The sequence below is a fragment of the Streptacidiphilus sp. MAP12-16 genome (genome assembly GCF_041262165.1).
Taxonomy (GTDB): domain Bacteria; phylum Actinomycetota; class Actinomycetes; order Streptomycetales; family Streptomycetaceae; genus Streptacidiphilus.
Genome location: NZ_JBGCBY010000004.1, coordinates 41,060 through 67,538, shown reverse-complemented (window position 1 = coordinate 67,538; position 26,479 = coordinate 41,060). Strand labels below are relative to the sequence as shown.

General features: G+C 71.6%; 23 protein-coding genes and 2 tRNA genes. 16 read left to right on the top strand and 9 right to left on the bottom strand.

The window, feature by feature from the left end; translation table 11 throughout:
• Positions 1-16: 16 nt before the first annotated feature.
• From ABIA33_RS06035 to ABIA33_RS06020, 4 genes are all read left to right on the top strand, one after another.
• On the top strand, positions 17-1,195 hold the full coding sequence (locus ABIA33_RS06035) for an NAD-dependent epimerase/dehydratase family protein (RefSeq protein ID WP_370077888.1): 1,179 nt from the start codon (positions 17-19) through the stop codon (positions 1,193-1,195).
• A gap of 98 nt (positions 1,196-1,293) precedes the next feature.
• Positions 1,294-1,740, top strand: coding sequence for a molybdenum cofactor biosynthesis protein MoaE (locus ABIA33_RS06030; RefSeq protein ID WP_370077886.1), 447 nt, complete (start codon positions 1,294-1,296; stop codon positions 1,738-1,740).
• 182 nt (positions 1,741-1,922) lie between these two features.
• On the top strand, positions 1,923-2,108 hold the full coding sequence (locus ABIA33_RS06025) for a hypothetical protein (RefSeq protein WP_370077884.1): 186 nt from the start codon (positions 1,923-1,925) through the stop codon (positions 2,106-2,108).
• Between the two features lie 45 nt (positions 2,109-2,153).
• On the top strand, positions 2,154-3,212 hold the full coding sequence (locus ABIA33_RS06020) for a PDZ domain-containing protein (protein ID WP_370077882.1): 1,059 nt from the start codon (positions 2,154-2,156) through the stop codon (positions 3,210-3,212).
• Between the two features lie 315 nt (positions 3,213-3,527).
• Here the strand turns inward: ABIA33_RS06020 and ABIA33_RS06015 are convergent, their stop codons facing one another.
• On the bottom strand, positions 3,528-4,094 hold the full coding sequence (locus ABIA33_RS06015) for a PPA1309 family protein (protein WP_370077880.1): 567 nt from the start codon (positions 4,092-4,094) through the stop codon (positions 3,528-3,530).
• 248 nt (positions 4,095-4,342) lie between these two features.
• On the opposite strand from ABIA33_RS06015, the gene ABIA33_RS06010 reads away from it, so the two are divergent.
• From ABIA33_RS06010 to ABIA33_RS05995, 4 genes are all read left to right on the top strand, one after another.
• Positions 4,343-7,234, top strand: a complete 2,892-nt coding sequence (locus ABIA33_RS06010; protein WP_370078383.1) for a UPF0182 family protein — start codon at positions 4,343-4,345, stop codon at positions 7,232-7,234.
• A gap of 50 nt (positions 7,235-7,284) precedes the next feature.
• Positions 7,285-7,358: transfer RNA gene (locus tag ABIA33_RS06005), tRNA-Met, on the top strand.
• 140 nt (positions 7,359-7,498) lie between these two features.
• Positions 7,499-7,572, top strand: a tRNA-Met gene (locus tag ABIA33_RS06000).
• Between the two features lie 523 nt (positions 7,573-8,095).
• Positions 8,096-9,991 carry a tetratricopeptide repeat protein gene (locus tag ABIA33_RS05995; RefSeq protein ID WP_370077878.1) on the top strand — a complete coding sequence of 632 codons (1,896 nt, stop codon included), beginning with the start codon at positions 8,096-8,098 and terminating at the stop codon, positions 9,989-9,991.
• A 40-nt stretch (positions 9,992-10,031) separates the two neighbouring features.
• Here ABIA33_RS05995 and ABIA33_RS05990 read toward each other — a convergent pair whose 3' ends face one another.
• From ABIA33_RS05990 to hisN, 3 genes are all read right to left on the bottom strand, one after another.
• On the bottom strand, positions 10,032-10,454 hold the full coding sequence (locus ABIA33_RS05990) for a Fur family transcriptional regulator (protein WP_370077876.1): 423 nt from the start codon (positions 10,452-10,454) through the stop codon (positions 10,032-10,034).
• An 82-nt stretch (positions 10,455-10,536) separates the two neighbouring features.
• Positions 10,537-11,193: a DedA family protein gene (locus tag ABIA33_RS05985; protein WP_370077874.1), complete on the bottom strand. Its 657-nt coding sequence runs from the start codon at positions 11,191-11,193 to the stop codon at positions 10,537-10,539.
• A gap of 83 nt (positions 11,194-11,276) precedes the next feature.
• Positions 11,277-12,068, bottom strand: a complete 792-nt coding sequence (gene hisN, locus ABIA33_RS05980) for a histidinol-phosphatase (protein ID WP_370077872.1) — start codon at positions 12,066-12,068, stop codon at positions 11,277-11,279.
• Between the two features lie 112 nt (positions 12,069-12,180).
• Between hisN and ABIA33_RS05975 the strand changes: the two genes are divergently transcribed.
• Positions 12,181-12,654 (top strand): MarR family winged helix-turn-helix transcriptional regulator, encoded by a 474-nt coding sequence (locus ABIA33_RS05975; protein ID WP_370077870.1) that lies wholly within the window; start codon positions 12,181-12,183, stop codon positions 12,652-12,654.
• A gap of 38 nt (positions 12,655-12,692) precedes the next feature.
• Here ABIA33_RS05975 and ABIA33_RS05970 read toward each other — a convergent pair whose 3' ends face one another.
• A complete protein-coding gene (locus tag ABIA33_RS05970; RefSeq protein WP_370077868.1) occupies positions 12,693-14,381 on the bottom strand; it encodes an ABC transporter family substrate-binding protein in 1,689 nt (562 codons plus the stop codon).
• Positions 14,382-14,615: 234 nt separating this feature from the next.
• On the opposite strand from ABIA33_RS05970, the gene ABIA33_RS05965 reads away from it, so the two are divergent.
• Genes ABIA33_RS05965 through ABIA33_RS05955 form a run of 3 tightly spaced genes read left to right on the top strand, consistent with a single transcriptional unit; the run spans position 14,616 to position 18,732 of the window.
• Positions 14,616-15,605, top strand: a complete 990-nt coding sequence (locus ABIA33_RS05965; protein ID WP_370078380.1) for an ABC transporter permease — start codon at positions 14,616-14,618, stop codon at positions 15,603-15,605.
• Entirely contained in the window at positions 15,602-16,615 is a 1,014-nt protein-coding gene (locus ABIA33_RS05960; RefSeq protein WP_370077866.1) for an ABC transporter permease, read from the top strand. Before ABIA33_RS05965 ends, ABIA33_RS05960 begins: the two co-directional genes overlap by 4 nt.
• Positions 16,612-18,732 carry a dipeptide ABC transporter ATP-binding protein gene (locus tag ABIA33_RS05955; protein ID WP_370077864.1) on the top strand — a complete coding sequence of 707 codons (2,121 nt, stop codon included), beginning with the start codon at positions 16,612-16,614 and terminating at the stop codon, positions 18,730-18,732. Before ABIA33_RS05960 ends, ABIA33_RS05955 begins: the two co-directional genes overlap by 4 nt.
• Here the strand turns inward: ABIA33_RS05955 and ABIA33_RS05950 are convergent.
• From ABIA33_RS05950 to ABIA33_RS05935, 4 genes are all read right to left on the bottom strand, one after another.
• Positions 18,713-19,036, bottom strand: coding sequence for a multidrug efflux SMR transporter (locus ABIA33_RS05950; protein WP_370078378.1), 324 nt, complete (start codon positions 19,034-19,036; stop codon positions 18,713-18,715). The genes ABIA33_RS05955 and ABIA33_RS05950 overlap by 20 nt on opposite strands.
• Before the next feature lie 116 nt (positions 19,037-19,152).
• A complete protein-coding gene (rsgA, locus tag ABIA33_RS05945) occupies positions 19,153-20,196 on the bottom strand; it encodes a ribosome small subunit-dependent GTPase A (RefSeq protein ID WP_370077862.1) in 1,044 nt (347 codons plus the stop codon).
• A 9-nt stretch (positions 20,197-20,205) separates the two neighbouring features.
• The gene (gene aroA, locus ABIA33_RS05940; protein ID WP_370077860.1) at positions 20,206-21,546 is read right to left on the bottom strand and encodes a 3-phosphoshikimate 1-carboxyvinyltransferase; all 1,341 of its coding nucleotides are present in this window, start codon (positions 21,544-21,546) and stop codon (positions 20,206-20,208) included.
• Between the two features lie 23 nt (positions 21,547-21,569).
• Entirely contained in the window at positions 21,570-22,283 is a 714-nt protein-coding gene (locus tag ABIA33_RS05935; RefSeq protein WP_370077858.1) for a M50 family metallopeptidase, read from the bottom strand.
• A 470-nt stretch (positions 22,284-22,753) separates the two neighbouring features.
• Between ABIA33_RS05935 and ABIA33_RS05930 the strand changes: the two genes are divergently transcribed.
• The 4 genes from ABIA33_RS05930 to ABIA33_RS05915 all read left to right on the top strand — a co-directional run bounded on the left by ABIA33_RS05930 (position 22,754) and on the right by ABIA33_RS05915 (position 26,216).
• Positions 22,754-23,422, top strand: coding sequence for a sigma-70 family RNA polymerase sigma factor (locus ABIA33_RS05930; protein ID WP_370078376.1), 669 nt, complete (start codon positions 22,754-22,756; stop codon positions 23,420-23,422).
• Entirely contained in the window at positions 23,419-23,727 is a 309-nt protein-coding gene (rsrA, locus tag ABIA33_RS05925; RefSeq protein ID WP_370077856.1) for a mycothiol system anti-sigma-R factor, read from the top strand. The genes ABIA33_RS05930 and rsrA overlap by 4 nt, the downstream gene beginning before the upstream one ends.
• A 219-nt stretch (positions 23,728-23,946) precedes the next feature.
• The gene (locus ABIA33_RS05920) at positions 23,947-25,488 is read left to right on the top strand and encodes an HD-GYP domain-containing protein (protein WP_370078374.1); all 1,542 of its coding nucleotides are present in this window, start codon (positions 23,947-23,949) and stop codon (positions 25,486-25,488) included.
• Positions 25,485-26,216 (top strand): HD-GYP domain-containing protein, encoded by a 732-nt coding sequence (locus tag ABIA33_RS05915; protein WP_370077854.1) that lies wholly within the window; start codon positions 25,485-25,487, stop codon positions 26,214-26,216. The genes ABIA33_RS05920 and ABIA33_RS05915 overlap by 4 nt, the downstream gene beginning before the upstream one ends.
• The last annotated feature ends 263 nt before the right edge of the window (positions 26,217-26,479 follow it).

The window sequence follows — 26,479 nt, the reverse complement described above, 5'->3', positions numbered from 1 at the left end:
CCGTGAAGGAGAGCCGGTGAGTTCCCCACCTTCGCACGTTCGCTCTGGGCTGACCGCCGAGCTGTGCGGTCCGGAGGGCGCGGAGGAGGCCGTCCCCGGCTCCGAGGACTCCGAGCAGGCCGGTCCGGAGTACTCCGGACCGCCGCTGGTCGTCGCCGTCACCGGGGCCGCCTCCGGGGTCGGCGAGCGGCTCGCCGCGCGGCTGGCGGTGTCGCCGCACGTGCGCCGGGTGCTCGCGATCGACGAGCGCCGGGGTGACGTGCCCGGCGTGCAGTGGCGGGTTCTCGACGTGCGCGACCCGGCCGTGGCCGAGCGCCTGGCCGGGGTCGACGTGGTCGTCCACCTGGCCCTGGACCTGGGCATGGCCACCGACCCGAGGATCCGCAGCGCCTACAACGTGCGCGGGACGCAGACCGTGCTCACCGCCGCCGCGGCGGCCGGGGTGCACCGAGTGGTGCTGTGCACCTCCGCGATGGTCTACGGCGCGCTCGACGACAACGAGGTGCCGCTGGCCGAGGACGCTCCGCTGCGGGCGATCGAGGAGGCGTCCCTGGTGGGCGACCTCCTGGAGATCGAGCGGCTCGGACGGCGCGCGCCGCACGTGCACCCCGGGCTCTCGGTCACCGTGCTGCGCCCCGCGGTCGTGGTGGGCCCCGGTGTGGACACCGTGCTCACCCGCCACTTCGAGGCGCCCCGGCTGCTGGTGGTGGCGGGCTCCCGTCCCTGCTGGCAGTTCTGCCACGTCGACGACCTGGCCGCAGCGCTGGAGTACGCGGCGCTCGGCCTGGTCGAGGGCGAGGTCACGGTCGGCTGCGACGGGTGGCTGGAGCAGGAGGAGGTCGAGGAGATCACCGGCATCCGCCGGATGGAGCTGCCCGCCTCGCTCGCCCTCGGCACCGCCGCCCGGCTGCACCGGCTGGGGCTGACCCCGGCTCCCGCCGGCGACCTGGCGTACACCATGTACCCGTGGGTGGTGTCCGGCAGCCGGCTGCACGAGGCCGGCTGGCGTCCCGGCCACACCAACGAGGAGGTGCTGGGCGAGCTGCTCGCGCAGGTCTCGGGCAATCACGCCGTGGCCGGTCGCCGACTCGGTGGCAAGGACGCCGCGACCACTCTCGGCGCGGCCGGCGCGACCGTCGCGCTGGTCGGCACCGCGGCGCTGGTGCGCCGGGCCCGCAAGCGACGGCGGATCTAGTGGTGCGGGATCGGGTGTTGGACAGCGGGATCCGGTGAGGGACGGAATGTGACGTCCGCGATACGGAACCTCTTGCCGGAGGGGCGGAGGAGTCGGTCATGATGGTCCTCATGAAGGATGCCGCCGACCCGATCCGCCTGCTCGCCCTGCGCGAGACCCCGCTCTCGCTGGACGAGGTGTACGCCGCTGTCGGCGACACCTACGCGGGAGGGACGGTCGTCTTCGTCGGCACCGTGCGGGACCACGACGGCGGCAAGGGCGTCACCGCCCTGGAGTACAGCGCCCACCCGAGCGCCGAGCAGGAGCTGCGCCGCGTGGCCGAGAAGGTCGCCGCGGACTTCCCGGTCGTCGCGCTGGCCGCGGTGCACCGTATAGGCGAGCTCCAGGTCAGCGACAAGGCAGTGATCGTCGCCGTCTCCTGCGCGCACCGGGGTGAGGCCTTCGCGGCCTGCCGCCGGCTCATCGACGACCTCAAGCACACCGTGCCGATCTGGAAGCACCAGCGCTTCGCCGACGGTACCGAGGAGTGGGTCGCCGCCTGCTGAGCCGCCCGCCGGAGCCCTCCGTCGGAGCCGCTCGCCCGAGCCTTCGGCAGCGCTGCCGGCTGAGTGGCCGTCACCTGCTCGGCCCAGTCGCGGACCCCGCTGGTTCCGGTCCCCGCCCGAGCGTGACCCGAACAGCTCTGTGATCGTTGTCATGATGAGCGGATAGTCTGCTCTTAGGCACGATGAGCTGGGAGTACGACATGGCGGTGCTCGCCTGGTGGATCATCCCGCTGGTCGCCGGGATCCTCGCCGCCTGCTGGGCGACCTGGTCCGCGCGGACCCGCACGACCGGTGACAGCGACTCACTGGCCGGACACAGACGCTTCCGCGAGGCGATGGAGCGCAGCAGCGAGCCGCCCAAGCCCTGACGGCCCGGCGGGCGCGTGACGGATCCCGTCCCGTACTGTCGTGCCATGCCACGCCGCTCCGCGACGATGCTCGCCTCCACGCTGCTGCTCATAGCGCTGTTCTGCGCCGCCCTGCTGATCAAGGTTCCCTACTCGGAGATGAGTCCGGGACCCACGTACAACACCCTGGGCAGCCAGAACGGCAAGCCGGTGATCAGCATCAGCGGCCATCGGACCTACCAGGTGACCGGGAACCTCAACATGACCACGGTCGAGGTCACCAGCGCCGACTACCGGCTGAACCTGATCGAGGCGGTGACCGGCTGGCTGAAGAGCGACGTCGCGGTGATCCCGCACAGCAACCTCTATCCGGACAACCAGACCGAGAAGCAGGCCGAGCAGCAGAACGCCGAGGAGTTCTCGGCCTCCCAGGACAGTGCAAAGGCGGCTGCGCTGAAGCAGCTCGGCATTCCGGTGGGCAGCGAGGTCATCGTGGCCGCGGTGGTCGAGGGCGGCCCTTCGGTGGGCAAGGTCCACGCCGGTGACGTGGTCGTGGCGGTGGACGGCACCAAGGTCAGCGAACCGGCTCAGGTGGGGGCGCTGGTGACCAAGCACCAGCCCGGGCAGAACGTGGTGTTCACGGTCGTCCCGCAGGGCAAGGCCGCGAGCGACCAGCACCAGGTCACCATCGCCACGGTCAAGAACCCCGACACCGGCAAGGCCATGGTCGGCATCCAGCCCGGAACCGAGCACACCTTCCCGTTCGGAATCGACATCAACCTGGGTGATGTGGGTGGACCCAGCGCCGGGCTGATGTTCTCGCTGGGCATCGTCGACATGCTGCAGTCCACGAACCTGACGGGTGGAAAGTTCGTCGCCGGCACCGGCACCATCGACGACAGCGGCAACGTCGGCCCGATCGGCGGCATCTCCATGAAGATCATCGCGGCGCGCAAGGCGGGGGCGCAGTACTTCTTCACCCCGTCCGACAACTGCTCCGAGGCCGCCGCCAACACTCCGGCGGGCCTGCGGCTGATCCAGGTGAAGACGATAGCCGGAGCGCTGGCCGCGCTCGGCGACATCCGCTCGGGCGACACGTCGGCGCTGCCCGCCTGCAGCAGGTAACGATCCGGGGGCGATAGGGCTCAGGTCAGCGCGCCGTCGCAGTGACACTGTGCGGCTCCGCCGCGTGGCCTTGGACGGCAAGGCGCCGTGGCGCCCCGGTAGCGGAGCTACTGGGCCCGCGGCGCCAGCCACTGATGTCAGGGCTGGCAACGCGGCAAGCGGAGGTGCCGGGCGGTGGGCGCCTGAGCGCTGTCGCTCCCCAGGCCGTAAGCCACCGCAGTAGGTGAGCCACCGCAGCGGGTGAGCCACCGCAGCAGGTGAGCTGCTGCAGCGGGCGAGCTGCGGCGGAGCAGCGCCGGAGCGGACGCGGCTGCGTCAGGCGAAGGTGGTGAGCAGCGCCTCGGCCAGGCCCGGCACCAGCGCCGGGCCGGTCAGTACCTCGCGGGGGGAGTCCTTCTCGCGCAGCCGCAGCGCCGTCTCCCGGGTGCCGTCCCGCAGCACGGCCACCGTCATCCGCACCTCCTGCCGCTCCGGGTGCCTGGCCACCCAGGCGGCGAGCTCCTTCTCCGAGGCGCCCTCGGGGACCCTGCTCTCGGCGGTCGGCGGCAGGATCAGCCGCTCGACGACGAGCGCGCAGCCGGTGACCGCGTCAGGCCAGGCGATGGTCCCGAGGAAGGTGTCCAAGGGGGTGCCCTTGGGGATCTCGTCCTGCTCGATCGGTGTGAGCTGGACGTCTGGGCCGCTGCTCGGATCGGGCGCGGTGAGGCCCAGCTGGCGGGCCATGGCGGGCTCGTTCTTCAGCAGCGCTGCCGTGTCCACCAGGGCGAACAGTCGTGCGGGCTGGTCCCAGCCGAGGCCGGCGGCGTACTCGTCGATCTCGAGTACGGCACGGGTGATCGGGCGGGCGGCGGGAGGAAGGGCCTCCTGGAGCGGTTCGGACATGGCATCCATCCTCACATGTCGCGCCCCGACGACGTGACGCCGTACCGACGACAACGTACCGACGACGACGTACCGACGACGACGTACCACGACGACCGCGCACCGACGACCGCGCACCGACCGGCACGCAGTGGGAGCGCGCGCCGGGAACTCAGATAAGGGCGGATTAAGTTGCACCGGGGGGACGTCGCTCTCGGCGCCCCGCCGGAGGAATCCAGTCTCTCGAGGTGCGCGCGTTGGTATTCCAGATGCCGGATCGTGGCGGCTCCAGACCGTCCCGCCCGCGGCGACGCGTGGGCCTGCCCGGCCGTGGGCGACGGCGGACGCTGCTCCGGGCCGCAGCCGTACTCGTGGTGCTGATCGTCCTCCTGGTGTTCTGCTCCGGCCTCTGGACCGGGTGGCTCTGGTACCGCTCGGTCGGCTACTCCAGCGTCTACAGCACCCGGCTGTGGACCCGGGTCACCCTGTTCGCCGTCTTCGGGCTGCTGATGACCCTGGTGGTCGGCTTCAACGCCTGGCTCGCCCACCGGCTCCGCTCCCCGCTCAGCGCCATGTCCGAGGAGCAGCAGAGCCTCGAGCGCTACCGGGACGCCGTCGCCCGGCACCGAGGCCGCACGCTCGCCGCGGTCGCCCTGATCCCCGGCCTGGTCGCCGGGGCCACGGCCAGCAGCGCCTGGCAGACCTGGCTCGCCTGGATCAACGGCACCAGCTTCGGCACCGTCGACCCGCAGTTCCACCTCGACGTCTCCTTCTACGCCTTCGACCTGCCCTGGTACCGCTTCCTGGTCGACTTCGGCTTCATCGCCGTGGTCGCCGCCCTGGCCGCCTCGGCACTGGTGCACTACCTCTACGGCGGCATCCGGACGCAGGGCACCGGACGGCGCTTCTCGTACGCCGCCCAGGGCCACCTCGCGGTCCTGCTCGGGCTGTTCGTCGCCCTGAAGGCGGTGGCCTACTGGCTGGACCGCTACGCGCTGGCGATGAAGTCCAGCAGCTTCAAGGCGGCGGACGGCTGGACCGGGCTGCGGTATGTCGACGCCAACGCGGTGCTGCCCGCGAAGACCATCCTGTTCTGCGTGGCGGCGATCTGCGCGCTGCTTTTCCTGGTCACGCCGCTGCGCCGGACCTGGGCCCTGCCGATGATCGGCCTCGGCCTGATGGCCCTGTCGTCGATCCTGATCGGCGCGGTCTACCCGGCGATAGTGCAGCAGTTCGAGGTCAAGCCGAACGAGAAGGCGAAGGAGGAGCCGTACATCCAGCGGAACATCAGCGCCACCCGCGCCGCGTACGGCATCGCCGGGACGCAGGCGGCCGACTACGCGTCCAACTCGACGCCCGACAGCGCCGTGCTGGCCCAGGACTCGACGACCCTGGCCGACATCCGGCTGCTCGACCCCAACGTCGTCTCACCGACGTTCGAGCAGTTGCAGCAGCAGCGCGGCTACTACAGCTTCCCGACCACGCTTGACGTCGACCGCTACCCGGCCGCCGGGACCGCGGGCGGTACCCAGGACACGGTGCTCGCCCTGCGCGAGCTGAATCTCGCCGGGGTGCCGCAGAACAACTGGATCAACGACCACTTCCAGTACACCCACGGCTACGGTGTGGTCGCCGCGCAGGGCAACGCCGTCGACCCGACCGGCAAGCCCGTCTTCACCGAGTACAACCTGCCGCCGCAGGGCGCGCTGCAGCCCTACCAGCCGCGGATCTACTACGGCGAGGGCACCACGACCTACTCGGTGGTCGGCGGGACCAACCAGGAGATCGACTACAGCGACGAGTCGGCGGGAAAGGACAAGACCTACACCTACCAGGGCAACAGCGGGGTGAGCCTGGGCGATCCGCTGACCCGGCTCGCGTACGCGGTGAAGTTCGGCGAGCCGCAGCTGCTCTACTCCGGGGCGATCTCCACCGGCTCGCGGATCCTCTACGACCGGACCCCGCAGCAGCGGGTGCAGGCGGTGGCGCCGTGGCTCAGCATCGACGGGGATCCCTATCCGGTCGTGGTGGGCGGGCACGTGGAGTGGGTGCTCGACGGCTACACGACCAGCGACGGGTACCCCTACGCCTCCCGGACCACCCTGGGCGACGCCACCACCGACTCGCTGACCAGCGACAGCCGCTCCACGGTCGCCCCGGCCAACGAGGTCAACTACGTCCGCAACTCGGTGAAGGCCACCGTCGACGCCTACAGCGGAGCGGTCACCCTGTACCAGTGGGACACCAAGGACCCGGTGCTGAGGACCTGGATGAAGGCGTTCCCCGGGACGGTCCAGCCCTACGCGGGGATCAGCGCCGATCTGAAGTCCCATCTGCGGTATCCGCAGGACCTCTTCAAGGTCCAGCGGGAGCTGCTGACGCGGTATCACGTCACCGACCCGGCGATCTTCTACAACGGGAGCGACGTCTGGCAGATCCCCACCGACCCGACCAGCAGGACCGGCAAGTCGCAGCCCCCGTACTACCTCTCCCTGCGGATGCCGGACCAGAAGGCCGCCGCCTTCTCGCTGACCACGACCTTCGTCCCGAACCAGCGCGACAACCTGGCCGCGTTCATGGCGGTGGACTCGGATCCGGGGCCCGGGTACGGCACGATCCGCATCCTCAAGGTGCCGACCTCCACCAACACGCTCGGCCCGGTGCAGGTGCAGGCGAAGTTCAACTCCGACCCCACGGTCGCGCCGCAGATCTCCCTACTGCAGAAGAGCGGCGACTCGACGGTCGAGTACGGCAACCTGCTGACGCTCCCGGTCGGCGGCGGCCTGCTGTACGTCGAACCGGTGTACGTGCGTGGAGCCGGGGTGAACTACCCGCTGCTGCAGAAGGTGCTCGCGGTGTACGGCAACAAGACCGTGTTGGCGCCGGACCTGCCGACGGCACTCGCCTCGGTGCTGGGCACCGCGCCGGCGACGTCTCCGGTCGCGGCGCCGCCGACCACCCCGCCGACGGCCGGGGCCGCGCCGCCTCCGGCCAACGCCACGGTGGCGAAGGACCTCCAGGACGCCCAGCAGGCGTACCAGGACAGCCAGGCGGCGCTCAGGAAGGGCGACTTCGCGGCGTACGGCCAGGCCCAGGCCCGGCTCGGGGCGGCGCTCAACGCGGCCGTCGCCGCCGAGAAGGCGGCCGCGAAGGGTCCCTGAGCTGCCGGTATTTGCCCTGGTCAGCCCGTGCTATCGTGGAGACACAACGACGCGGGGTGGAGCAGCTCGGTAGCTCGCTGGGCTCATAACCCAGAGGTCGCAGGTTCAAATCCTGTCCCCGCTACTCATTGTCGGAAGGCCCGGTGCATCAGCATCGGGCCTTCTGCGATTCCCCTGCCTGTGTTTCCCCAGCCTGCGTTGCTCGGGCCCTCTCGGCCGATTTGCGCTGGTCATCGCAGGTGATCTATGGTGAGGACACAACGACGCGGGGTGGAGCAGCTCGGTAGCTCGCTGGGCTCATAACCCAGAGGTCGCAGGTTCAAATCCTGTCCCCGCTACTTCAGGTCGAAGGGCCCGGTGCACTGGCACCGGGCCCTTCGCGTTGCCTGCGGCGGTAGCGCGGGGTGCGACGCGCCGGGTGTGACGCTCAGGTGTGACGTCGGTCTCACTCGTGTGGGTGATCGGCTGTGGCGAAACAAGGGCATACGGTGCTCTTCGTGGGTCCGCCCCCGGCCGGGCGACTGGTAGGGTGATCGGCTTTTCGCTTCAATCGTCCGTTCCGGTGCGGAATCTGACGCTGTGTCTAACAACGCCCGGGACGGGGAGACTGGGGCTCAAGGAGAGGGAGATACCGCTGTGGCGGCGTCAGCAACGAGCCCCGGCAGCCGCTTTGCGAGGTTGATGTGTCGCGAAATCGACAAAGCGCTGAAGTAACCTCGCCAGCTGGGGTATACCAGGTGTACGCGGGTTGCGGGTGGTGCGACGATGAACCCCATGGGGGACGGTGCGAGGCCGGATAACGGCCGTGAGCTCCGATGCGTGCCTGGGATGCCCAGATATCCGGCGGACGCAGGAGTCGACATGTCGGTAGTCGCTGGAGGAGGGGCGGGCGTCGATCGGGACGACCCGCAGTTGGGACGTCTGCCGCTGCAACGCGTCTCCGAGCAGCGACCCGAGCGCGGACCCGACCTGGAACCGGACGATGAAGTCGTCGGGAATGCTGACGTCGTCGGGAATGACGAGGCCGTCGAGGACGACGAGGTCGTCGAGGGAGAGGGCGAGGAGTCGCCCTTCCGTACCTTCGAATCCGCGCTGGAGGCCCAGGAGCAGGCCGCCCTCGAAGCGCGCTACCGCCTCGCCGCCGAGGAGGACCCGGCCGCCGGCAGCCTGCTCGGTGCGCTGCTGCTCCGCCGTGGTGACCTGGACGACGCGGAGCCCTACCTCCGCCGCGCCGCCGCCTCCGGGCTGCGCGCCGCGGCCAACAACCTCGGCGTCCTGCTGCACCAGCGCGGCCACCGCGACGAGGCGGCCGGCTGGTGGCGCGCCGCGGCGGTCGCCGGGAGCGCCCCGGCCGCCCACGCTCTCGGTCTGCACCTGCGCGACCACGGCGACGAGCCGGGGTCCGAGTACTGGCTGCACCAGGCCGCCGAACAGGGCCACACCGGCGGCGCCTACGCCCTCGCCGACCTGCTGGAGCACCGCCGCGACGCTCGCGCCGAGCGCTGGTTCCGCACCGCCGCCGAGGCGGGGCACCGCGAGGCCGCCTACCGGCTCGGCCGGCTGCGGGAGGCGGCGAGCGACGGCGAGGGTGCGGAGCCCTGGTACCACCAGGCCGCCGCGCGCGGCCACGCCCGGGCCGCGTTGCGCCTCGGCGTCCAGTTGGAGCGGCGCGGCGAGCGCGACGAGGCCGCCCGCTGGTACCGGCAGTCCGCGCAGGCGGGCGAGCCCCGCGCGGCCTGCGCCCTGGGCTTCCTGCTGCGCGACGGCGGCGACGATGTCGGCGCCGCCGACTGGTGGCGCGAGGCCGCGGACGCGGGCGACGGGAACGCCGCCAACGCGCTCGGCGCGCTGCACGCCTCCTGGGGCGAGACCGAGATGGCCGAGCAGTGGTACCGCACCGCGTTGGATGCCGGGGACCACAACGGCGCCTTCAACCTCGGGCTGCTCTGCGCCGCCGACGGCCGCGAGGCCCAGGCGGAGCAGTGGTACCGGCGGGCCGCCTACGCCGGGCATCGCGATGCGAGCAACGCCCTTGCGGTGATGCTGCTGCAGCGCGGCGACACGCCGGGTGCCGAGCCCTGGTTCTCCAAGGCCGCCGAGGCGGGCAGCGTCGACGCCGCCTTCAACCTGGGCATCCTGCACGCGGGACGCGGCGAGCAGCACCACGCCCAGGAGTGGTACACCCGTGCGGCCGGCCAGGGTCATGCCGAGGCCGCCCTCCAACTCGCCGTCGCCAAGGAGCGCCGCGGCGACCTCGCCTCGGCCGCGGTCCGCTACCGGCAGGCCGCCGAACGCGGCTCGTCCGAGGGCGCGTTCCGCCTGGCCGTGCTGCTGGAGCGGGGCGCCGAGGAGCGCTTCGCGGACGAGGTCGAACGCTGGTACGCGGCGGCGGCCGAGGCCGGCCACAACCGCGCCCAGGTACGCGTCGGCGTTCGCGCCGCCGAGCGCGGTGACACCGGTACGGCCGAGCACTGGTACCGCCGGGCGGCGGAGGGCGGCAGCCGCAGCGCGGCGTTCAATCTCGGGCTGCTGCTGGCCCGGGAGGGCAGCGAGTCGGAGGCGATGCTCTGGTACACCCGTGCGGCGGACGCCGGACACGGGCGTGCGGCGCTTCGGCTCGGCCTGGTCGCGGCCCGGCGTGGGGACCTCGCGCAGGCGCGGAAGTGGTGCGAGCTCGCGGGTGAGTACGGGCCGGCCGGGGTCACCGACCGTGCCGTACGCCTGCTGGAAGCCCTGCGCGCCGACCTCAGCGCCTAGACCTGGCAGGGTGCTGAAGATCCAGGCCGGGCTCCGCGCCTCAGTGCTGAGCGGCGGCGCAGTCCGGGCAGAGGCCGCGGTAGGTGATCTCGACCGCAGCGATGGTGAACCCGAACCGCTCGGCGGCAGGCAGCGCGGCGATCGGGTCGTCCGCGGGGTGGACGTCGCGGATCGCGCCGCAGGACGAGCAGACCAGGTGCTGGTGGGCGTGGTGCGCGTTGGGGTCGTAGCGCTTGGCGCGCCCGTCCGTGCTGACCTCCAGCACCTCGCCGAGGCTCACCAGCTCGCCCAGCGTGTTGTACACGGTTGCCCGGCTGATCTCCGGCAGCAGCTCCACGGCGCGCGCGTGGATCTCGTCCGCCGTGAAATGGACATGATCCCCGTCCAGTACCTGCGCCACGACACGCCGCTGCGCGGTCAGCCGCCAGCCTCGGTCCCGGAGTCGTTCCAGCAGGTCATTCATAGCCGCGAGGATAACAGGAGGTCAGAGTAAGTTCGATATTAGTTCACATATTGACTTGGACTCTGTCTAATGTGGCGTCGCCTCACACGTCGACGGACTCGGTGGCGTCGGCCTCCTCGAACCGCGCCGTGGCGCGCTTCTCCGAGCGGTGCTTGAGATACAGCAGACCGCCGATCGCCACGACGATGACGCCAACCAGGATCCAACTGGCGAGGCTGGCGTAGTGCTCGACCTGGTGCCAGCCCGCCCCGGCGAAGTACCCGAGCAGCACGAAGCCGGTGGCCCAGAACACGCCGCCGAGCACGTTCCACACCGCGAAGGTGCGGTAGCGCATGTCGGAGACGCCGCACAGTCCGGGCACCAGCGCTCGCAGCGCCGCCGCGAAGCGTCCGGCGAAGACCGCGCGGCCGCCCAGACGCGCGATCAGGTCCTTGCTCTGCCGCACCTGTGCGGGCTTGATCAGCCGCGCCGGGATGCGCTTCAGCAGGCTGTCGCCCCAGCGCTGCCCCACCGCGTATCCGATGCTGTCGCCGATGACCGCGCCCGCGATGGCGACCACGATGACCGCCCACAGGGCGTTCCGGCCGTTGTAGGCGGTCACCCCGCCGATCACCACGGCGGTCTCGCCGGGGATCAGGAAGCCGAGGAAGACCGAGGACTCCAGCGCGGGCAGTAGGAAAACCGCGAGCAGCACCAGGGTGCCGTTGAGCGCCAGCAGGTGGTCGCTGATCCAGGACACCGAGAATCCTCCGGGCGGCAGGCAAAGGGCTGTTCAAACCGTACCCGGAGAACGCCCGTCCGCTCGCCGAAGGTTCCTCCCCCCTACCCCAGACGTTCCAGCAGTTCCCCGTGCAGCAGGCCGTTCGAGGCCGCCGCGTTGCCGCTGCGGACGCCGGGGACGCCGTCCAGACCGGTGAAGCGGCCGCCCGCCTCCTCGACGATCACGCAGGTCGCGGCCATGTCCCAGATGCTCAGTTCCGGTTCGGCGCAGATGTCCACCGAGCCCTCGGCGACCATCATGTACGGCCAGAAGTCGCCGTATGCGCGGGTGCGCCAGCAGGAGCGGGAGAGGTCGAGGAAGGCGTCGAGGCGTCCCCGCTCCTCCCATCCGGTCAGCGAGGAGTAGGCGAAGGAGGCGTCCTCGATCCGGGCCACGTCCGAGACGTGAATCCGGCCGGCCTTGGTGAGGCTGCGGCCGCTGAAGGCGCCGGTGCCCTTCGCCGCCCACCAGCGGCGGTTGAGCGCCGGCGCGGAGACCAGGCCGACCACGGGCTGCTCACCGCCGGGGCCGAGTTCCATCAGCGCGATCAGGGTGGCCCAGACCGGGACGCCCCTGATGTAGTTCTTGGTGCCGTCGATGGGGTCGATCACCCAGCGGCGGGGTCCGTTGCCGGTGCTGCCGTACTCCTCGCCCATCACCGCGTCGCGGGGCCTGGCCCGCTGGAGGTCGCCGCGCAGCAGGTCCTCCACGGCCTTGTCCGCGTCGCTGACCGGGGTGAGGTCCGGCTTGGTGTCGATCTTCAGATCGAGCGCCTTGAAGCGGTCCAGTGTGACCGAGTCCGCGTGGTCGGCGAGGACGTGGGCGAGGCGGAGATCGTCGTGGTAGTCGGGCATGCCCTGCACAGTAACGATCAGGAGGGGGCGGAGCCAGCACCGTCCGGGTCCCGGGCGGCGCGGGAGGCGGCGAGCGCCGGGCTGCGGGTCGCCCGCGGCATAGGCTGCGGGCATGGCTGAAGGCGGCGACGGCGGGGTGGCGGACTCGGAGCTGGTCACCTGGTGGGGTCTGGTGGTGGAGGCGTACGCCAGGACCGGACGGCTGGTCCAGGTCGGCCCGGTGGACGGGGTCGACCTGCCCGGCCCGTGGTTCGAGGTGCTGCTCAGGCTGCTGCGCACCCCCGGGCACCGGCTTCGGATGACGCAGCTCGCCCACGAGGTGACGCTCACCAGCGGCGGCTTCACCAAGCTGGCGGACCGGATGGCGCAGGCCGGCCTGGTACAGCGGCAGTCCTCCGACACCGACCGCCGGGTGACCTTCGTGGCGCTCACCGCCGAAGGCCGGCGGATCGCCGAGGAGGGGCAGCGCCGTCACACGGCGGCGCTGCGCGAGCACTTCCTCGCTCCGCTGGGGGAGGAGCGCGCGCACCGGCTCGCAGAGCTGATGCGCGCCCTGCGGGACGCCAACACGCCGCCGCAGCCCTGACATCCTCAGACCCGGACTCAGACCCGGAACCGAACTGACTACTTCTGCCAGCCGACTGCAGGCCAGTTCACCGAAGCGAGCCCGCTGGCACCCCAGTTGGCGAGGCCGACCCGGTCGGCGATGATCTGCGGGCGCTGGAACAGCTCGATGGAGTGGCCCAGCTCCCAGATCTTGGCGTCCGCCTGGTTGTAGAGGGACACGGCCTGCTGCGGGTCGGTGGCCTGGCCGGCCTGGAGCAGCAGCCGGTCGATCTCCGGGGAGCCGATCCGGCCGTAGTTGCCGAAGACGTTGGCGCCCTGCGGCTGCTGGAAGTTGGGGGTCTGCTGGGAGGTGAAGATCGCGTCGGTGAAGCGGAAGGCGGTCAGGTCGAAGTTGCCGACGTTGATGTACTTCTCGAAGTAGTCGTTCTGCGGGACTTGCTGGATGGTCACCTTGATGCCGACCTGCCCCAGCATCGACTGCACCAGGATGGCCTGGTTGACCAGCTGCTGTGAGCCTCCGGCGTTGACCACGTAGGACAGCTCCAGCGTCCGGCCGTTCCTGGTGCGTGGCTGCCCCGCGCCGTTGTCCTTCCAGCCGGCCTGGTCCAGCAGCTGCTTGGCGGCGGCCGGGTCGAACACGCCCCAGGAGCCGGCGTTGTCCTGGTAGCCCTTCTGGTTGGGCATGTAGAAGTGGTTGTCGAGCACCGAGAGCTTGGTGGGGAGGTCCTTGCCGTAGGCGGCGACCAGGGCGGGACGGTTGACCGCCTTCTCCACGGCGTGGCGGACCGCCAGGTCCTGCAGCGGGCCGCGGGCGCCGTTGAGGGTGATGTGGACCTCGTCCCAGCGCGAGCCGGTACGGATGGAGGTGGCCGAGGACTTCACCAGGCGCTGGTAGTCGGCCGGATTCTGGGCGGAGGTCTCGTCGATCTCGTTGTTGAGGAAGGCGTCGGTGAGCGCGCCGGCGTCCAGCACCCGGTAGATCACCGAGTCGAGTTTCGGCTTGGGGCCCCACCAGTTGGGGTCGGGCACCACGGTGATGGTCTGGGTGGTCTTGTCCTGGCTGCCGATCTTGAAGGCGGCGCTGGTGACCGGGACCTTCTCGATCCAGCCCTTGTTGAACTTGTCGGGGGTGTCGATCTGGTCCGCCGGGAGCAGCGGGGTGAAGAGGTTCTGCCAGTCCGCGTAGGGCTTGTTGAAGGTGACCTTGACCTCGGTGGCGTCCGCGCCCTGGGTGACCGAGCCGATCTGGTCGTAGCCGGTGGTCTGCGACAGCAGGTAGGCCGGGTTGGAGCCGTTGTCGTCCTGCCAGAGCTGCTTGAAGTCCAGGTAGCTGAGCGGCTTTCCGTCGGACCACCTGGCCTTGGGGTTGAGCCGGTAGGTCACCACCTGGGGGCTGGTGGAGGTGACTGCGGCGGAGACCAGGAAGTTGGGGTCGGCGTGCGGTACGCCCTGGTGGTCCAGCAGGAACAGGTCGGGCTCGACCTGCGAGAGGATCGCGGCGCCGTCGCTGTTGGTGCCGTCGGTCTCGTAGTAGTTGTACTGGCTGATCCACTGGGTGATGGAGAGTCTGAGGCTGCCGCCCTGTTTGAGCGCGGACACCGGCTGCGGGTTGATCCCCTGGGCGCCGACGGGTGGCGCGGCGGACTGCGCGGCGTGCGTCCCCGACCCGGAGCCGCAGCCGGTGACCGCCGGCAGGAGTGCGGCCGCGGATAGGCCCAGGGCGAGCACGCGTATTGTCCTATTCATGTCATAACCTCGGTTCGGGCTGGTAGTTGAGGGTTTGCCGGGCTGGCCACCCTGCGGCGGGGTGGCAGTCAAGGGTGATTCGGGTATGCACCTTACGGATCGTCAGGAGTGACGGCTAGGCTCCTGACGTGTACGCAACACGATCTTCACGATGGCGTGTCTTCCCGCCATACCGCTGTGACGATCACGCCGTACGTTCGACTGGATCCCACCCAGGCCACGACCGGAGGAACCATGCTCGGCTACCTGGCGAAGCGCCTGGGCTACTACGTGGCCCTGCTGCTCGCCGCGGTGTTCCTCTCCTACGGGCTCACCTCCGCCGCGCTGGACCCCCGGGCCTACTTCGACGGGAAGCAGCCGCGCCCTCCGGCGGCCTCCGTCGAGCGCCAGCTCGACATGCTGGGCATCAACGACCACCAGCCGCTGCTGGACCGCTTCGGGCACTGGGCCGACCGGGCCTTCCTGCACGGCGACTTCGGTCGCACCATCGACGACACCTCGGTCAACGCCGAGTTCGGACGCCGGATCGGGGTCTCGCTGCGACTGCTGCTGATCGGCACCCTGCTGGGAACCCTGCTCGGCGTTCTCGCCGGGGCCTGGGGGGCGGTGCGGCAGTACCGGTTCTCGGACCGGGTGATGACTCTGTTCTCCTTCCTGCTGCTGTCGGCGCCGGTGTTCCTGGTGGCACTGCTGCTGAAGAACGGGGCCATCGCGGTCAACCAGGCGGCGGGAACCCAGCTGATCCGTTTCACCGGGGAGAACACCCCGGGACTGGCCGGCGGGCTGGGGCCCCAACTCTGGGACCGGGCCGTCCACCTGCTACTGCCCACGCTGTCCATCGCGCTCGGCGCCATCGCCTCCTACAGCCGCTACCAGCGCAACACCATGCTGGACGTGCTGGGCGCCGACTACCTGCGCACCGCCGAGGCCAAGGGGCTGTCGCGGCGCAGGGCGCTGCTCAAACACGGGCTGCGCACCGCCCTGATCCCCATGTCGACCTTCTTCGCCTACGGCTTCCTCGGCCTGTTCACCGGGGCGACCTTCACCGAGGCCATCTTCGGATGGCACGGCATGGGGGAGTGGTTCATCAGCGCCGTCGCCCGCGAGGACATCAACTCGGTGGTCCTGGTCAACCTGTTCGCCGCCGTGGTGGTGCTGTTCTCCGGCTTCCTCGCCGACCTGCTGCACGCCGCCCTCGACCCCCGCGTTCGGAGCGCACGATGACCCTCGCCGTGGAACTCGCCGCCGCCGAGCAGGTCGACCTGGCCGTGCCCGGCAGAGCCCGGGTGGTGCTCCGCCGCTTCGCCGCCAACCGCTTCGCCCTGGCCGGGGGAGTGGTGATCCTGCTGCTCTTCGTCCTGGCCTTCGCCGGCCCGTATCTGACGCACTGGCAGTACTCCGACATCGACTACACCGCGCTGCGCGAACCACCGGGGGCGAGCCACTGGTGGGGCACCAACGACATCGGCCAGGACGTGTACGCGCAGACCCTGCGCGGGCTGCAGAAGTCGCTGCTGATCGGCCTGCTGGTGGCGCTGTTCTCCACCGTCATGGCGGCCTTCGTCGGCGCGAGCGCGGGCTACTTCGGCGGTTGGACCGACCGGCTGCTGATGTTCCTGGTGGACCTGATGCTGGTCTTCCCCAGCTTCCTGATCATCGCCATCGTCTCGCCCCGGCTGCACTCCTCGGGGTGGATCGGTTTCGTGCTGCTGCTCGCGGTGTTCGGCTGGATGATCACCGCGCGGGTGGTGCGGTCGATGACGCTGTCGCTGAAGGAGCACGAGTTCGTGCGCGCCGCCCGGTTCATGGGAGTGAAGCCGTACCGGATCATCCTTCGGCACATCCTGCCCAACGTCGCCTCGTTCCTGATCATCGACGCCACCATCGCGGTGGGCGGCGCGGTGATGAGCGAGACCAGCCTCTCCTACTTCGGCTTCGGCGTGCAGCCGCCGGACGTCTCGCTGGGCACGCTGATCGCGGCCGGCACCGAGGAGGCGCCGACCTTCCCCTGGATGTTCTACTTCGCGGCCGGCCTGCTGGTGCTCTTCGTCCTGGCTGTGAACCTGGTCGGCGACGGGCTGCGGGACGCCCTCGACCCGACGTCCGACCGGGCCAAGCAGCCCCGCCGCCTCCGCCTCCCCTTCCGCACGAGCCGGAGCACGGGCCGGAGCCAGAGCCGGAGCCGGAGCCAGAGCCGGTCCAACCGCAACAGCCGCCGCAGGAGCGCAGCATGAGCCGCACCGGCACCGCCGTCGAACCGTCGTCCACTCAGGACCCGGCCGAGCAGACCCTGCTGCAGGTCCGGGGCCTGCACGTGGACTTCACCGGCGTGCCGGCCGTCCGGGGCGTCGACCTGGACGTGCGCCGGGGCGAAGTGCTGGGAGTGGTCGGCGAGTCGGGATCGGGGAAGTCCGTCACCGCGATGGCCGTGCTGGGACTGCTGCCCGCCACCGCCCGCGCGCGGGGCTCGGTCCGGCTCGGCGGCACCGAACTGCTGGGCAGGCCACGGGCGGAGCTCGCCAAGATCCGTGGCAGGCGGATCGCGATGGTGTTCCAGGACCCGCTGTCCGCGCTCACGCCGGTCTACCGTATCGGCGACCAGATCGCCGAGGCCCTGCTGGTCCACCAGGACATCGGGCGTGCCGCCGCCCGCGACCGCGCCGTCGAACTGCTCGACCTGGTCGGCATTCCGGATCCGCGCACCCGCGCGGACGCCTTCCCGCACGAGTACTCCGGGGGCATGCGGCAGCGCGCGGTCATCGCCATGGCCATCGCCAACAACCCGGAGGTGATCCTCGCCGACGAACCCACCACGGCGCTGGACGTCACGGTGCAGGCCCAGGTCCTGGAGGTACTGCGGACCGCGCAGCGGGAGACCGGCGCCGCGCTCGTGCTGGTCAGCCACGACCTGGGGGTGATCGCCGGGATGGCCGACCGGGTCGCGGTCATGTATGCCGGACGGGTGGTCGAGACCGCGCCCGTCGACGAGCTCTACGCCCGCCCCCGGATGCCCTACACCCTCGGCCTGCTGGGCGCCGTCCCCCGGCTGGAGGCGGACTGCGTCCGCGCCCCGCTGGTCCCCGTACCCGGGACGCCCCCGGCGATGGCCGCCCTCGGGCCGGGCTGCCCCTTCGCGCCGCGCTGCCCGCTCGCCGCCGACGAGTGCCGTACGACCGAGCCCGAACTGCTGGGCCGGGAAGGGCATCTGGCCGCCTGTCACCGCACCGCTCTGGTGGTGGGGCGGGCCCCCGCGGAGGTCTTCCCGGTGTCCGGACTCCCGCTGCCCGCGCAGGCTCCCGCGCCCCGGTCCGAACGCGATCCGGTGCTGGCGGTGGAGCGGCTGGTGAAGACCTTCCCACTGCTCAAGGGCGGGGTTTTCGCCCGCAGGGTGGGGAGCGTCTATGCCGTCGACGGACTGGACCTGGACATCCGCACCGGCGAGACGCTCGCCCTGGTCGGCGAGTCCGGCTCCGGCAAGTCCACGGCACTGTTCGAGATCCTCCGGATGGGCCGTCCCGAGGGCGGCCGGATCGAGTTGTTCGGCCAGGACAGCGGGACGTTCGGCCGCGCGCGGGCGCAGCGGGTGCGCGGCGAGGTCCAGATCGTCTTCCAGGACCCCATGTCCGCGCTGGACCCGCGCATGCCGATCGGCGAGATCGTCGCCGAGCCGCTGCGGGCCCAGGGCGCGGCGCGGTCCCGGATCGCCGCGCGGGTCCCGGAGGTGCTGCGCCAGGTCGGCCTGGACCCGGCCGACGCCACCCGCTTTCCGCACCAGTTCTCCGGCGGACAGCGCCAGCGCATCGGCATCGCCCGCGCGTTGGCGACCGAGCCCCGGCTGCTGGTGCTGGACGAGCCGGTCTCCGCGCTGGACGTCTCGGTGCAGGCGGGGGTGCTCAACCTGCTGCAACGGCTCAAGGCCGAGCTGGGCCTCGCCTACCTGTTCGTCTCGCACGACCTGTCGGTGGTGCGCCAGATCGCGGACCGGGTCAGCGTGCTGTACCTCGGCCGGACCCTGGAGTCGGGTCCGGCGGACGAGCTCTTCGAGCGGCCCCTGCACCCCTACACCCAGGCGCTGCTCTCGGCCGTCCCGCTACCGGACCCGGTGCGCGAGCGGGCCCGCGAGCGGATCATGCTCGCGGGCGACCCGCCGAGTCCGACCGAGCGGCACACCGGCTGCCGCTTCCGCCCGCGCTGCCCGCTGTACGCGGCACTCGACCCGGATTCGGCACCCGCACAGCGCTGCGCGAGCCAGGAGCCGCAGCCCACGCCGGCGGGTGACCGTATGGTGGCCTGCCATCACGTGCAGCCCGGCCCGGATCTCCAGCACCCTCCTAGTGGGACGAGCCGCTGAGCTGGAGGCCGACGACGCCGATCAGCACGAACACGATGGAGAGGATCTTCAGGACGGAGACCAGGTCGCCGAGCCAGACCATGCCGTAGATCGCGGTTCCGGCCGCGCCGATGCCGGTCCACACGGCGTAGGCGGGGCCGACGTCCAGGCTCTTGAGGCCCGTGGTGAGCAGGCCGAAGCTGCCGATGGCGAAGAGCGCGAAGCCGATGGTGGGCCAGAGCCTGGTGAAGCCCTCGCTGAGCTTGAGGCAGACGGCGAAGCCGGTCTCCAGGAATCCGGCGATGATCACCAGCAGCCAGGCCACAGATCCTCCCACGGGCGGTCGGTCAGGTGATCACCATCGTGGGCCAGCGCAGGGTGATCGGCATCCCCAACCGGCCCCGGCCCTCGGCCCCCAGCCCCGGCCCCGGCCCGCCGGGCCTAGTCGCCCTCGCGGGTCTCGCGGGTCGACAGCAGGCGGCGCAGCGAGTAGAGCCGGGCCGGCTCGGCGTGGCCGTCGGCGACCCAGGCGTCGAGGGCGCAGTCGGGTTCGTCGTGGCTGCACGCGCGCGGGCAGCCCTCAGTGCCGGGCACCAGGTCGGGGAAGGCCAGGACGACCCGGGCGGGCTCGATGTGGGAGAGCCCGAACGATCGGAAACCGGGGGTGTCGATGACCCAGCCGGGCGCTGCCCCCTTGGTCGCGGAGGGAGCCGGGGGCAGTCGCAGGGCCAGCGCGGAGGTGGTGGTGTGCCGTCCGCGCCCGGTCACGGCGTTGACGATCCCGGTGGAGCGCTGGTGCTCCGGGACGAGAGCGTTGACCAGTGTGGTCTTGCCCACCCCGGAGTGGCCGATGAACACGGTGGAGAGGGCGCGCAGATGCTCGCGTACCCGTTCTGCTCCCTCGGCGGCGAGGTCGTCGCGGCGGGTGACGACATGGTGGACGCCCAGCGGTGCGTAGATGTCGAGCAGCGGCTCCGGCGGGGCCAGGTCGGCCTTGGTGAGCACCAGCAGCGGCTTGAGACCGGCGTCGTAGGCCGCGACCAGGCAGCGGTCGATCAGCCGGGCGTGCGGCTCGGGGTCGGCCAGGGCGATGACGATGGCGAGCTGGTCCGCGTTGGCGACGACGATGCGCTCGTAGGGGTCGTCGTCGTCGGCGGTGCGGCGCAGCACCGAGGCGCGTTCCTCGACCCGGACGATGCGGGCGAGCACTCCGGGCTCGCCCGAGAGGTCGCCGACCAGGCCGACCCGGTCGCCGACGACGACGCCCTTCCGGCCCAGCTCGCGGGCCTTCATGGCGGCGATCTCACGTTCCCGCTTGGTGCCGACCTCGACCAGGCAGGTGAAGCGGCCGCGGTCGACCGTCAGCACCATGCCCTCGGCGGCGTCCTCGTGAGTGGGCCGGGTCCGGGTGCGGGGGCGGGAGCCCTTGCGGGAGGGACGGGTCCGGATGTCGTCCTCGTCGGCGTCCTCGCCGTAGCGGCGCATGGCGGTGCGTCAGCCCTTCACGGTGGTGGTGGAGTCGAGCAGGGCCGACCACAGTCCGGGGAAGTCGGGGAGGGTCTTCGCGGTGGTGGCCACGTTCTCGACCTGCACGCCCTTGACCGCGAGACCGATCACCGCGGCGGCGGTGGCCAGACGGTGGTCCTCGTAGGTGTGGAAGACGCCGCCGTGCAGCGGGCGCGGGTTGATCCGCAGCCCGTCGGCGGTCTCGGTGACGTCGCCGCCGAGCGCGTTGATCTCGGCGGCGAGGGCCGCGAGCCGGTCGGTCTCGTGCACCCGCAGGTGGGCGATACCGCTGAGGTGGGAGGGGGAGTCCGCCAGCGCGGCCACGGCGGCGATCACCGGGGTGAGCTCACCGACCTCGTGCAGGTCGGCCTCCAGGCCGTGGATCCGGCCGGAGCCGGTGAAGCGGAGGCCCTCGTGGGTGAGCTCGCAGGAACCGCCCATCCGGGTGAAGAGGTCCCGCAGCTGGTCGCCGGGCTGGCTGGTGCGCTCCGGCCAGTCCCTGACTACGACGGTTCCGCCGGTGACCAGGGCGGCGGCGAGGAAGGGGGCGGCGTTGGACAGGTCCGGCTCGACCACGATGTCGCGGCCGAGCAGGGCGCCGGGCGCGACTCGCCACACGTCGGGTTCGCCGCCGTCCTCGGGCGCGTCCACCTGCGCGCCGGCGGCACGCAGCATCTCCACGGTCATCCGGATGTGCGGCAGCGACGGCACCGGCCCGCCGACGTGGCGGACCTCGACCCCCTGCTGGAACCGCGGTCCGGACAGCAGCAGCGCGCTGACGAACTGGGACGAGGAGGAGGCGTCGACGGTGACCGTGCCGCCGACCAGGCCGCCGGTTCCGTGGACGGTGAGCGGGAGGGTGCCGCGTCCCTCGTCCTCGATCCGTGCGCCGAGGGAGCGCAGCGCGTCGATCACGGCGCCGATCGGGCGCTCGTAGGAGCGGGGGTCGCCGTCGAACTGCACGGTGCCGTCGGCGAGAGCGGCGACCGGCGGCAGGAAACGCATGACCGTGCCGGCGTTGCCCACGTCCACCAGGGCGGGGCCGTTGAGCTGGTCGGGCAGGACCCGCCAGGCGTCACCGCCGCCGCTGACGCCGCTGCTGCTGTTGAGGGTGTCCTCGATGCCGATGCCCAGGGCGCGCAGCCCGTCGGCCATCAGCAGGCTGTCACGGCTGCGCAGCGGGCGGCGGACGAAACCGGGCTCGGCGGCGAGCGCGGCCAGGACCAGGGCCCGGTTGGTCGCCGACTTGGATCCGGGAATGGTGACCACCGCGTCGACGGGGTCTGTCGCGGTCGGAGCGGGCCACAGGGAGTCCAGAGAGCCGGTCATAGACACCGAGCCTATCGGCTGTGTCAGCGGGTGAGCAGCCAGCGACCGCCCGTGGCGAGCGAGGCGAGCGCGAGGACCAGGAACAGGGTGACCCAGAGCAGCGCCGGTACGCCGGTGAGCCGGCCGAGCTGGTCCGCGTCGGAGTCGGGGGCTCCGCCGTGACGGCGCTTGCTCTGGAGCTCCACCACCGGGCGCACTCCCGCGAGCAGCAGGAACCACACGCTCAGGTAGGCGAACGCGCCCTGGAGCTGCGCGCTGCCGAACCAGGACACGGCGAAGCAGACGCCGCCGGTGACGATCACGGTGAGCGCCCCGTAGGCGTTGCGGATCATGATCAGGACGGCGACCAGCAGCGCGACCACCGCCCACAGCAGTGCGGTGATGTGTCCGGCCGAGATCAGCCACGCCCCGCCGAGACCGAGCAGCGGCGGCGCCGAGTAGCCGGCCGCGGCCGTGAGCACCATGCCGGGACCGTGCGGCTTGCCGGAGGAGACGGTGAGCCCCGAGGTGTCCGAGTGCAGCCGGATCCCGTGCAGCCGCCGCCGGGTGAGCACGGCGGCGAGGCCGTGGCCGCCCTCGTGGGCGATGGTGACCACGTTGCGGGTGTAGTGCCAGACGAAGTGCGGGGCCACGGCGAGCAGGGCTGCCGCCGCGGTGGCCCACACGATGGCTGTGGACGGCGCGGCCTGGACGCCGGTGACCTGGTTCCAGACCTGGCTGATGCTCTGCGGCTGCATGGGGTGCGTCTCACCTCGATCGGGGTGGTGCGGAGAAGGGGGAAGCCTCGCACGGGAGGACGCCGCAGCGGTAGTTCCGGTTCGACCCGCAGCTGTCAGCGGTGGCTGGCAAGGTGGTGGGCAGGTGCGGTCGAGATCGGCGAGCGCTGCACACTTTTTTGATGCATGTGCACAGAATCGGGAATGACCAGTGCCCTCCCGTGGTTCCCCCACTGTCGGAATCACTGCGTCAGTGGAAGGCAGCGCTCATGGTTGCAGCCGCATGCCCCGCACGTCCCGAGGGCGTCGCGAGCTCAGTCCTGTCCTGGCCCGAGTGGCCTGTCGCGGGCGATTCGGGCGCAGGCCCGATAGTCTCCCTTGCGAGCCGGTCCGCCACCGCGGGCCGCGAGCTCTTCATTGAGCAGGGAATCGCTGAGGAGGTGGGTCCGGTCGCCGGGACCGAGGACGAAACGGGCGCCGCGAGCGAGAAGCTGCGCGACGAGGACTTCGATGGCGACACCTTCAGGGCAGCCGCCGAGGAGTCCGAGTCCGAGCGTTCGGCGCGCTTCGAGCGTGACGCCTTGGGCTACCTGGACCAGATGTACTCCGCCGCGCTGCGGATGACCCGCAACCCGGCCGACGCCGAGGATCTGCTGCAGGAGACCTTCGCCAAGGCGTTCGCTTCCTTCCACCAGTTCCGCGAGGGCACCAACCTCAAGGCCTGGCTGTACCGCATCCTCACCAACACGTTCATCAACTCGTACCGGAAGAAGCAGCGCGAGCCGCAGCGCACCGGCGCGGAGGAGATCGAGGACTGGCAGCTCGCGCGGGCCGAGTCGCACATGTCGACCGGGCTGCGCTCCGCCGAGGCGGTGGCGCTCGACCATCTCCCGGACAGCGACGTCAAGGACGCACTGCAGTCGATCCCGGAGGAGTTCCGGATCGCGGTGTATCTCGCCGACGTCGAGGGCTTCGCCTACAAGGAGATTGCCGACATCATGGGGACACCCATCGGTACGGTGATGTCCCGCCTCCACCGCGGTCGGCGCCAGCTGCGCGAGCTGCTGGAGGACTACGCCCGCGACCGTGGGCTGGTTCCGGCCGGCAGCGGTGCCGGGACCGGTGTCTCGCAGGACCAGGCGAAAGGCTCGGGCTCATGAGCTGCGGCAACCACCACGACACCGAGTGCAGCGAGGTGCTCGACCATCTCTACGAGTACCTCGACAACGAGATGGGCGAGGGCGACTGCGCCAAGCTGCGTGAGCACTTCGACGAGTGCTCGCCCTGCCTGGAGAAGTACGGCCTGGAGCAGGCCATCAAGGCTCTGGTGAAGCGGTCCTGCGGCTGCGACACCGCGCCGTCCGACCTGCGCGGCAAGGTGCTGGCCCGGATCGACCGGATCCGCGCCGGACTGCCGGTCGAGGGCGAGCTGCCGGTCGCGGCGGAGGCAACCGCCAAGGACTGACGTTCCGTCACTCCGAGTAATCCTGAAGGAAGTCGTGGCCCCGGGGCATCAAGCCCCGGGGCCACGGGTATTGAGGGGTGTTGGGGGACGAATCACAGATCTGTCACCTGATCGTGGGACTCCGCTACCGCCGGCCGCGGCAACGTCGTGATCAGCGGGTTTGGGCGGATTCGGCGACATATCCTCCGTGACGGGTACAGGACGAGCGCGGAGGCCGAGATCTCTACAGCAGCAGCGGATGCGCCCCGCCGCGCGCTCCCCCTCGCCGCCCGCGTCTACGCCGCGACCGTCCTCGCCGTCGCGCTCGCCTGCCTGCTGCCCCTGTTCCCCGCCGTACGCGCGGCGGTGCCCGGCGGCGCGCTGCTGGGCGCGGGGCCTCGGCACGGCTTCGGCGAGTGGTCCCGGGTCGGCGTTCTCGCCGTGCTGTACGTCGGCTGCGACCTGCTGGCGCGGGGCTGGTCGGCGGGCTCGGGCTCTGGAACGGGCGCTGGCTCAGGCCCAGGCTCTGGGACGGGCGCGGGCGTGGGCGCGGGAGCCGGCGACCAGTCCCGGGCGCCGTGGGCCGTCCACTTCCCGGTGCTGCTCGCGGGCGTCGTGCTGCTCCCCCCGGCCGCAGCCGCCCTCATCCCCTTGCCCGGCGCGCTGCTGGCCCCGGCGGCCGCGCCCCGGGCGATCCGCAGGGCCTGGAACGCCGCGCAGCTCGGCCTCGCCGCCTTCGCCGCGGGCTGCGTCTTCCGGCTGCTCGCGGGCACCCGGCTGCTCGCCGAGGGCCGCCTGCCCGCCGTGCTGCTCCCCTCCGGCCTCGCCGCGCTGACCTTCTGCGTGGTCAACGCCCTGCTGGTGGGCGGGATGCTGGCCACCGCCGAGCCCGCCACCGGCGGCAGGATCTGGCGCGGCGTCCTGTGGCGCTGCCCGGCGCCCGCGTTCGGCCACGGGCTGATCGGGCTGATGATGGCGATCCTCTGGGACGGGCCCTACGGCGTGTTCGCCGCCGTACCCGCGCTGCTGCCGCTGGGAGTGTCCAGCTGGGTGTCCGCCCAGTACCAGCGCGAGCAGGCGGCGCACCAGGCGACCGTGCGGGCCCTGGTCCAAGCCGTCGAGATCAAGGACGAGTACACCAGGGGCCACAGCGAAAGGGTGGGCCGGGCCGCCGTGCTGATGGCTCGTGAGCTCCGGATGGCAGAGCACCGGGTGGCCTCGCTGCGGGTCGCCGGAACCCTGCACGACGTCGGCAAACTGGGCGTCCCCACGAGGCTGCTGCGGAAGAACGGCCCGCTCACCGACGAGGAGTACCGGCTGGTCGTGTTGCACCCCGAGTACGGCCACGAACTGGTCCGCGGCATCGGCTTCCTCGGGGAGGCCCGCGCCGGGATCCTGCACCACCACGAGCGGATGGACGGGCGCGGCTACCCGCACGGCCTCGCCGGGGAGGCCATCCCCGAGTTCGCCCGGGTGATCGCTGTTGCGGACGCCTTCGACTCGATGACCTCGACCCGGTCCTACCGGCGCGGACGCCCGCTGCCCGAGGCCGTCGCCGAGCTGGAGCGCTGCGCGGGCAGCCAGTTCGACCCGGCCATGGTCGCGGCGCTGGCCCGCGCGCTGGACCGGTACGGGTGGCAGCCGGTCCCGGTCGGGCGGGACGACGAGCACGCCCCGGACATCCCGCTCGGCGTACGCGAACCGCTCCGGCGGGTGCCGGCGCCCAGCGCAGCGCGCTCGACCGCCGGGTCCGGGCCTCCGGGCCGACCGGAGTCCCGGTGAGCACCAGCCGGTGGGCGCGCCGCCGCCCGGTGGGGCTGAGGGCCGTCCGGCTGGTCCACGCCGCAGCCGCGGTGCTCTGCGTCGGCCTTGCCGTGGCCGAGGTGGGACCGTGGGCGCTGCCGCTGTTCTCGGTGCCGCTGCTGCTCAGCCAGGTGGCCTTCCGCCGCTACCGGGCGATCCGCGCCACCCAGCGGCAGACCGTGGCCTCGCTGTCCCGGGCCACCGAAGTCGCCGGCTACACCCTCCCCGGCCACGCCCGCCGGGTCGCCGACCTCTCGCTCCGGATCGGAGCCGAACTCGCGCTCCCTGGCCAGGAACTGGAGCTGCTGGAGTATGCGGCGCTGATGCACGACATCGGCCAGCTCTCGCTGGTCGACCCGGTGCCGGGCGGGGCGACCGCGCTGCTGCCGGTCGCCGAGCAGCGCCGGATCGGGCGGCTCGGCAGCGAGGTCATCCGGCAGACCGGGGTCCCGCCGCAGGTCGCCGACATCGTGGCGCGGATCGCCGAGCCCTACCGGCGCGAGGACGGCAGCCGTGATCCGAGCCTGCCCCGGGCCTCCTCGATCATCCGGGTCGCCAACGCCTTCGACGACCTGGCCTGCGACGACAATGGTCTGGCCCGGCGGATGGAAGCGCTGGACCAGCTGCGGAGGGACTCCGCCGAGCAGTACGAGCCCGCCGCGGTCGCGGCCCTCACCCGGGTGTGCGAGCGGTTGCAGCAGAGGTGAACCGACAGGTAGGGCATGGTCGGACGCCCGGTCATGGTTGGATGCAGGAGAAGGGGCAGGCGCGGGGCGTGTGGTGGGCGGCTCAGCGGGCATGAGTCGGAAGCGGGTCCGGCCCCGGAAAGCGACCGGGACGGACAGTGACGGGAACTGGGGCGGGGACGCGGCTGCGCATGGCGTCGGGGCGCGCGGGGACGTAGCGTGCACCCGGGGGCAGCACACCGTGAACCACGCGCGCACCGCGCACAGCAGCACCGCAGACAGCA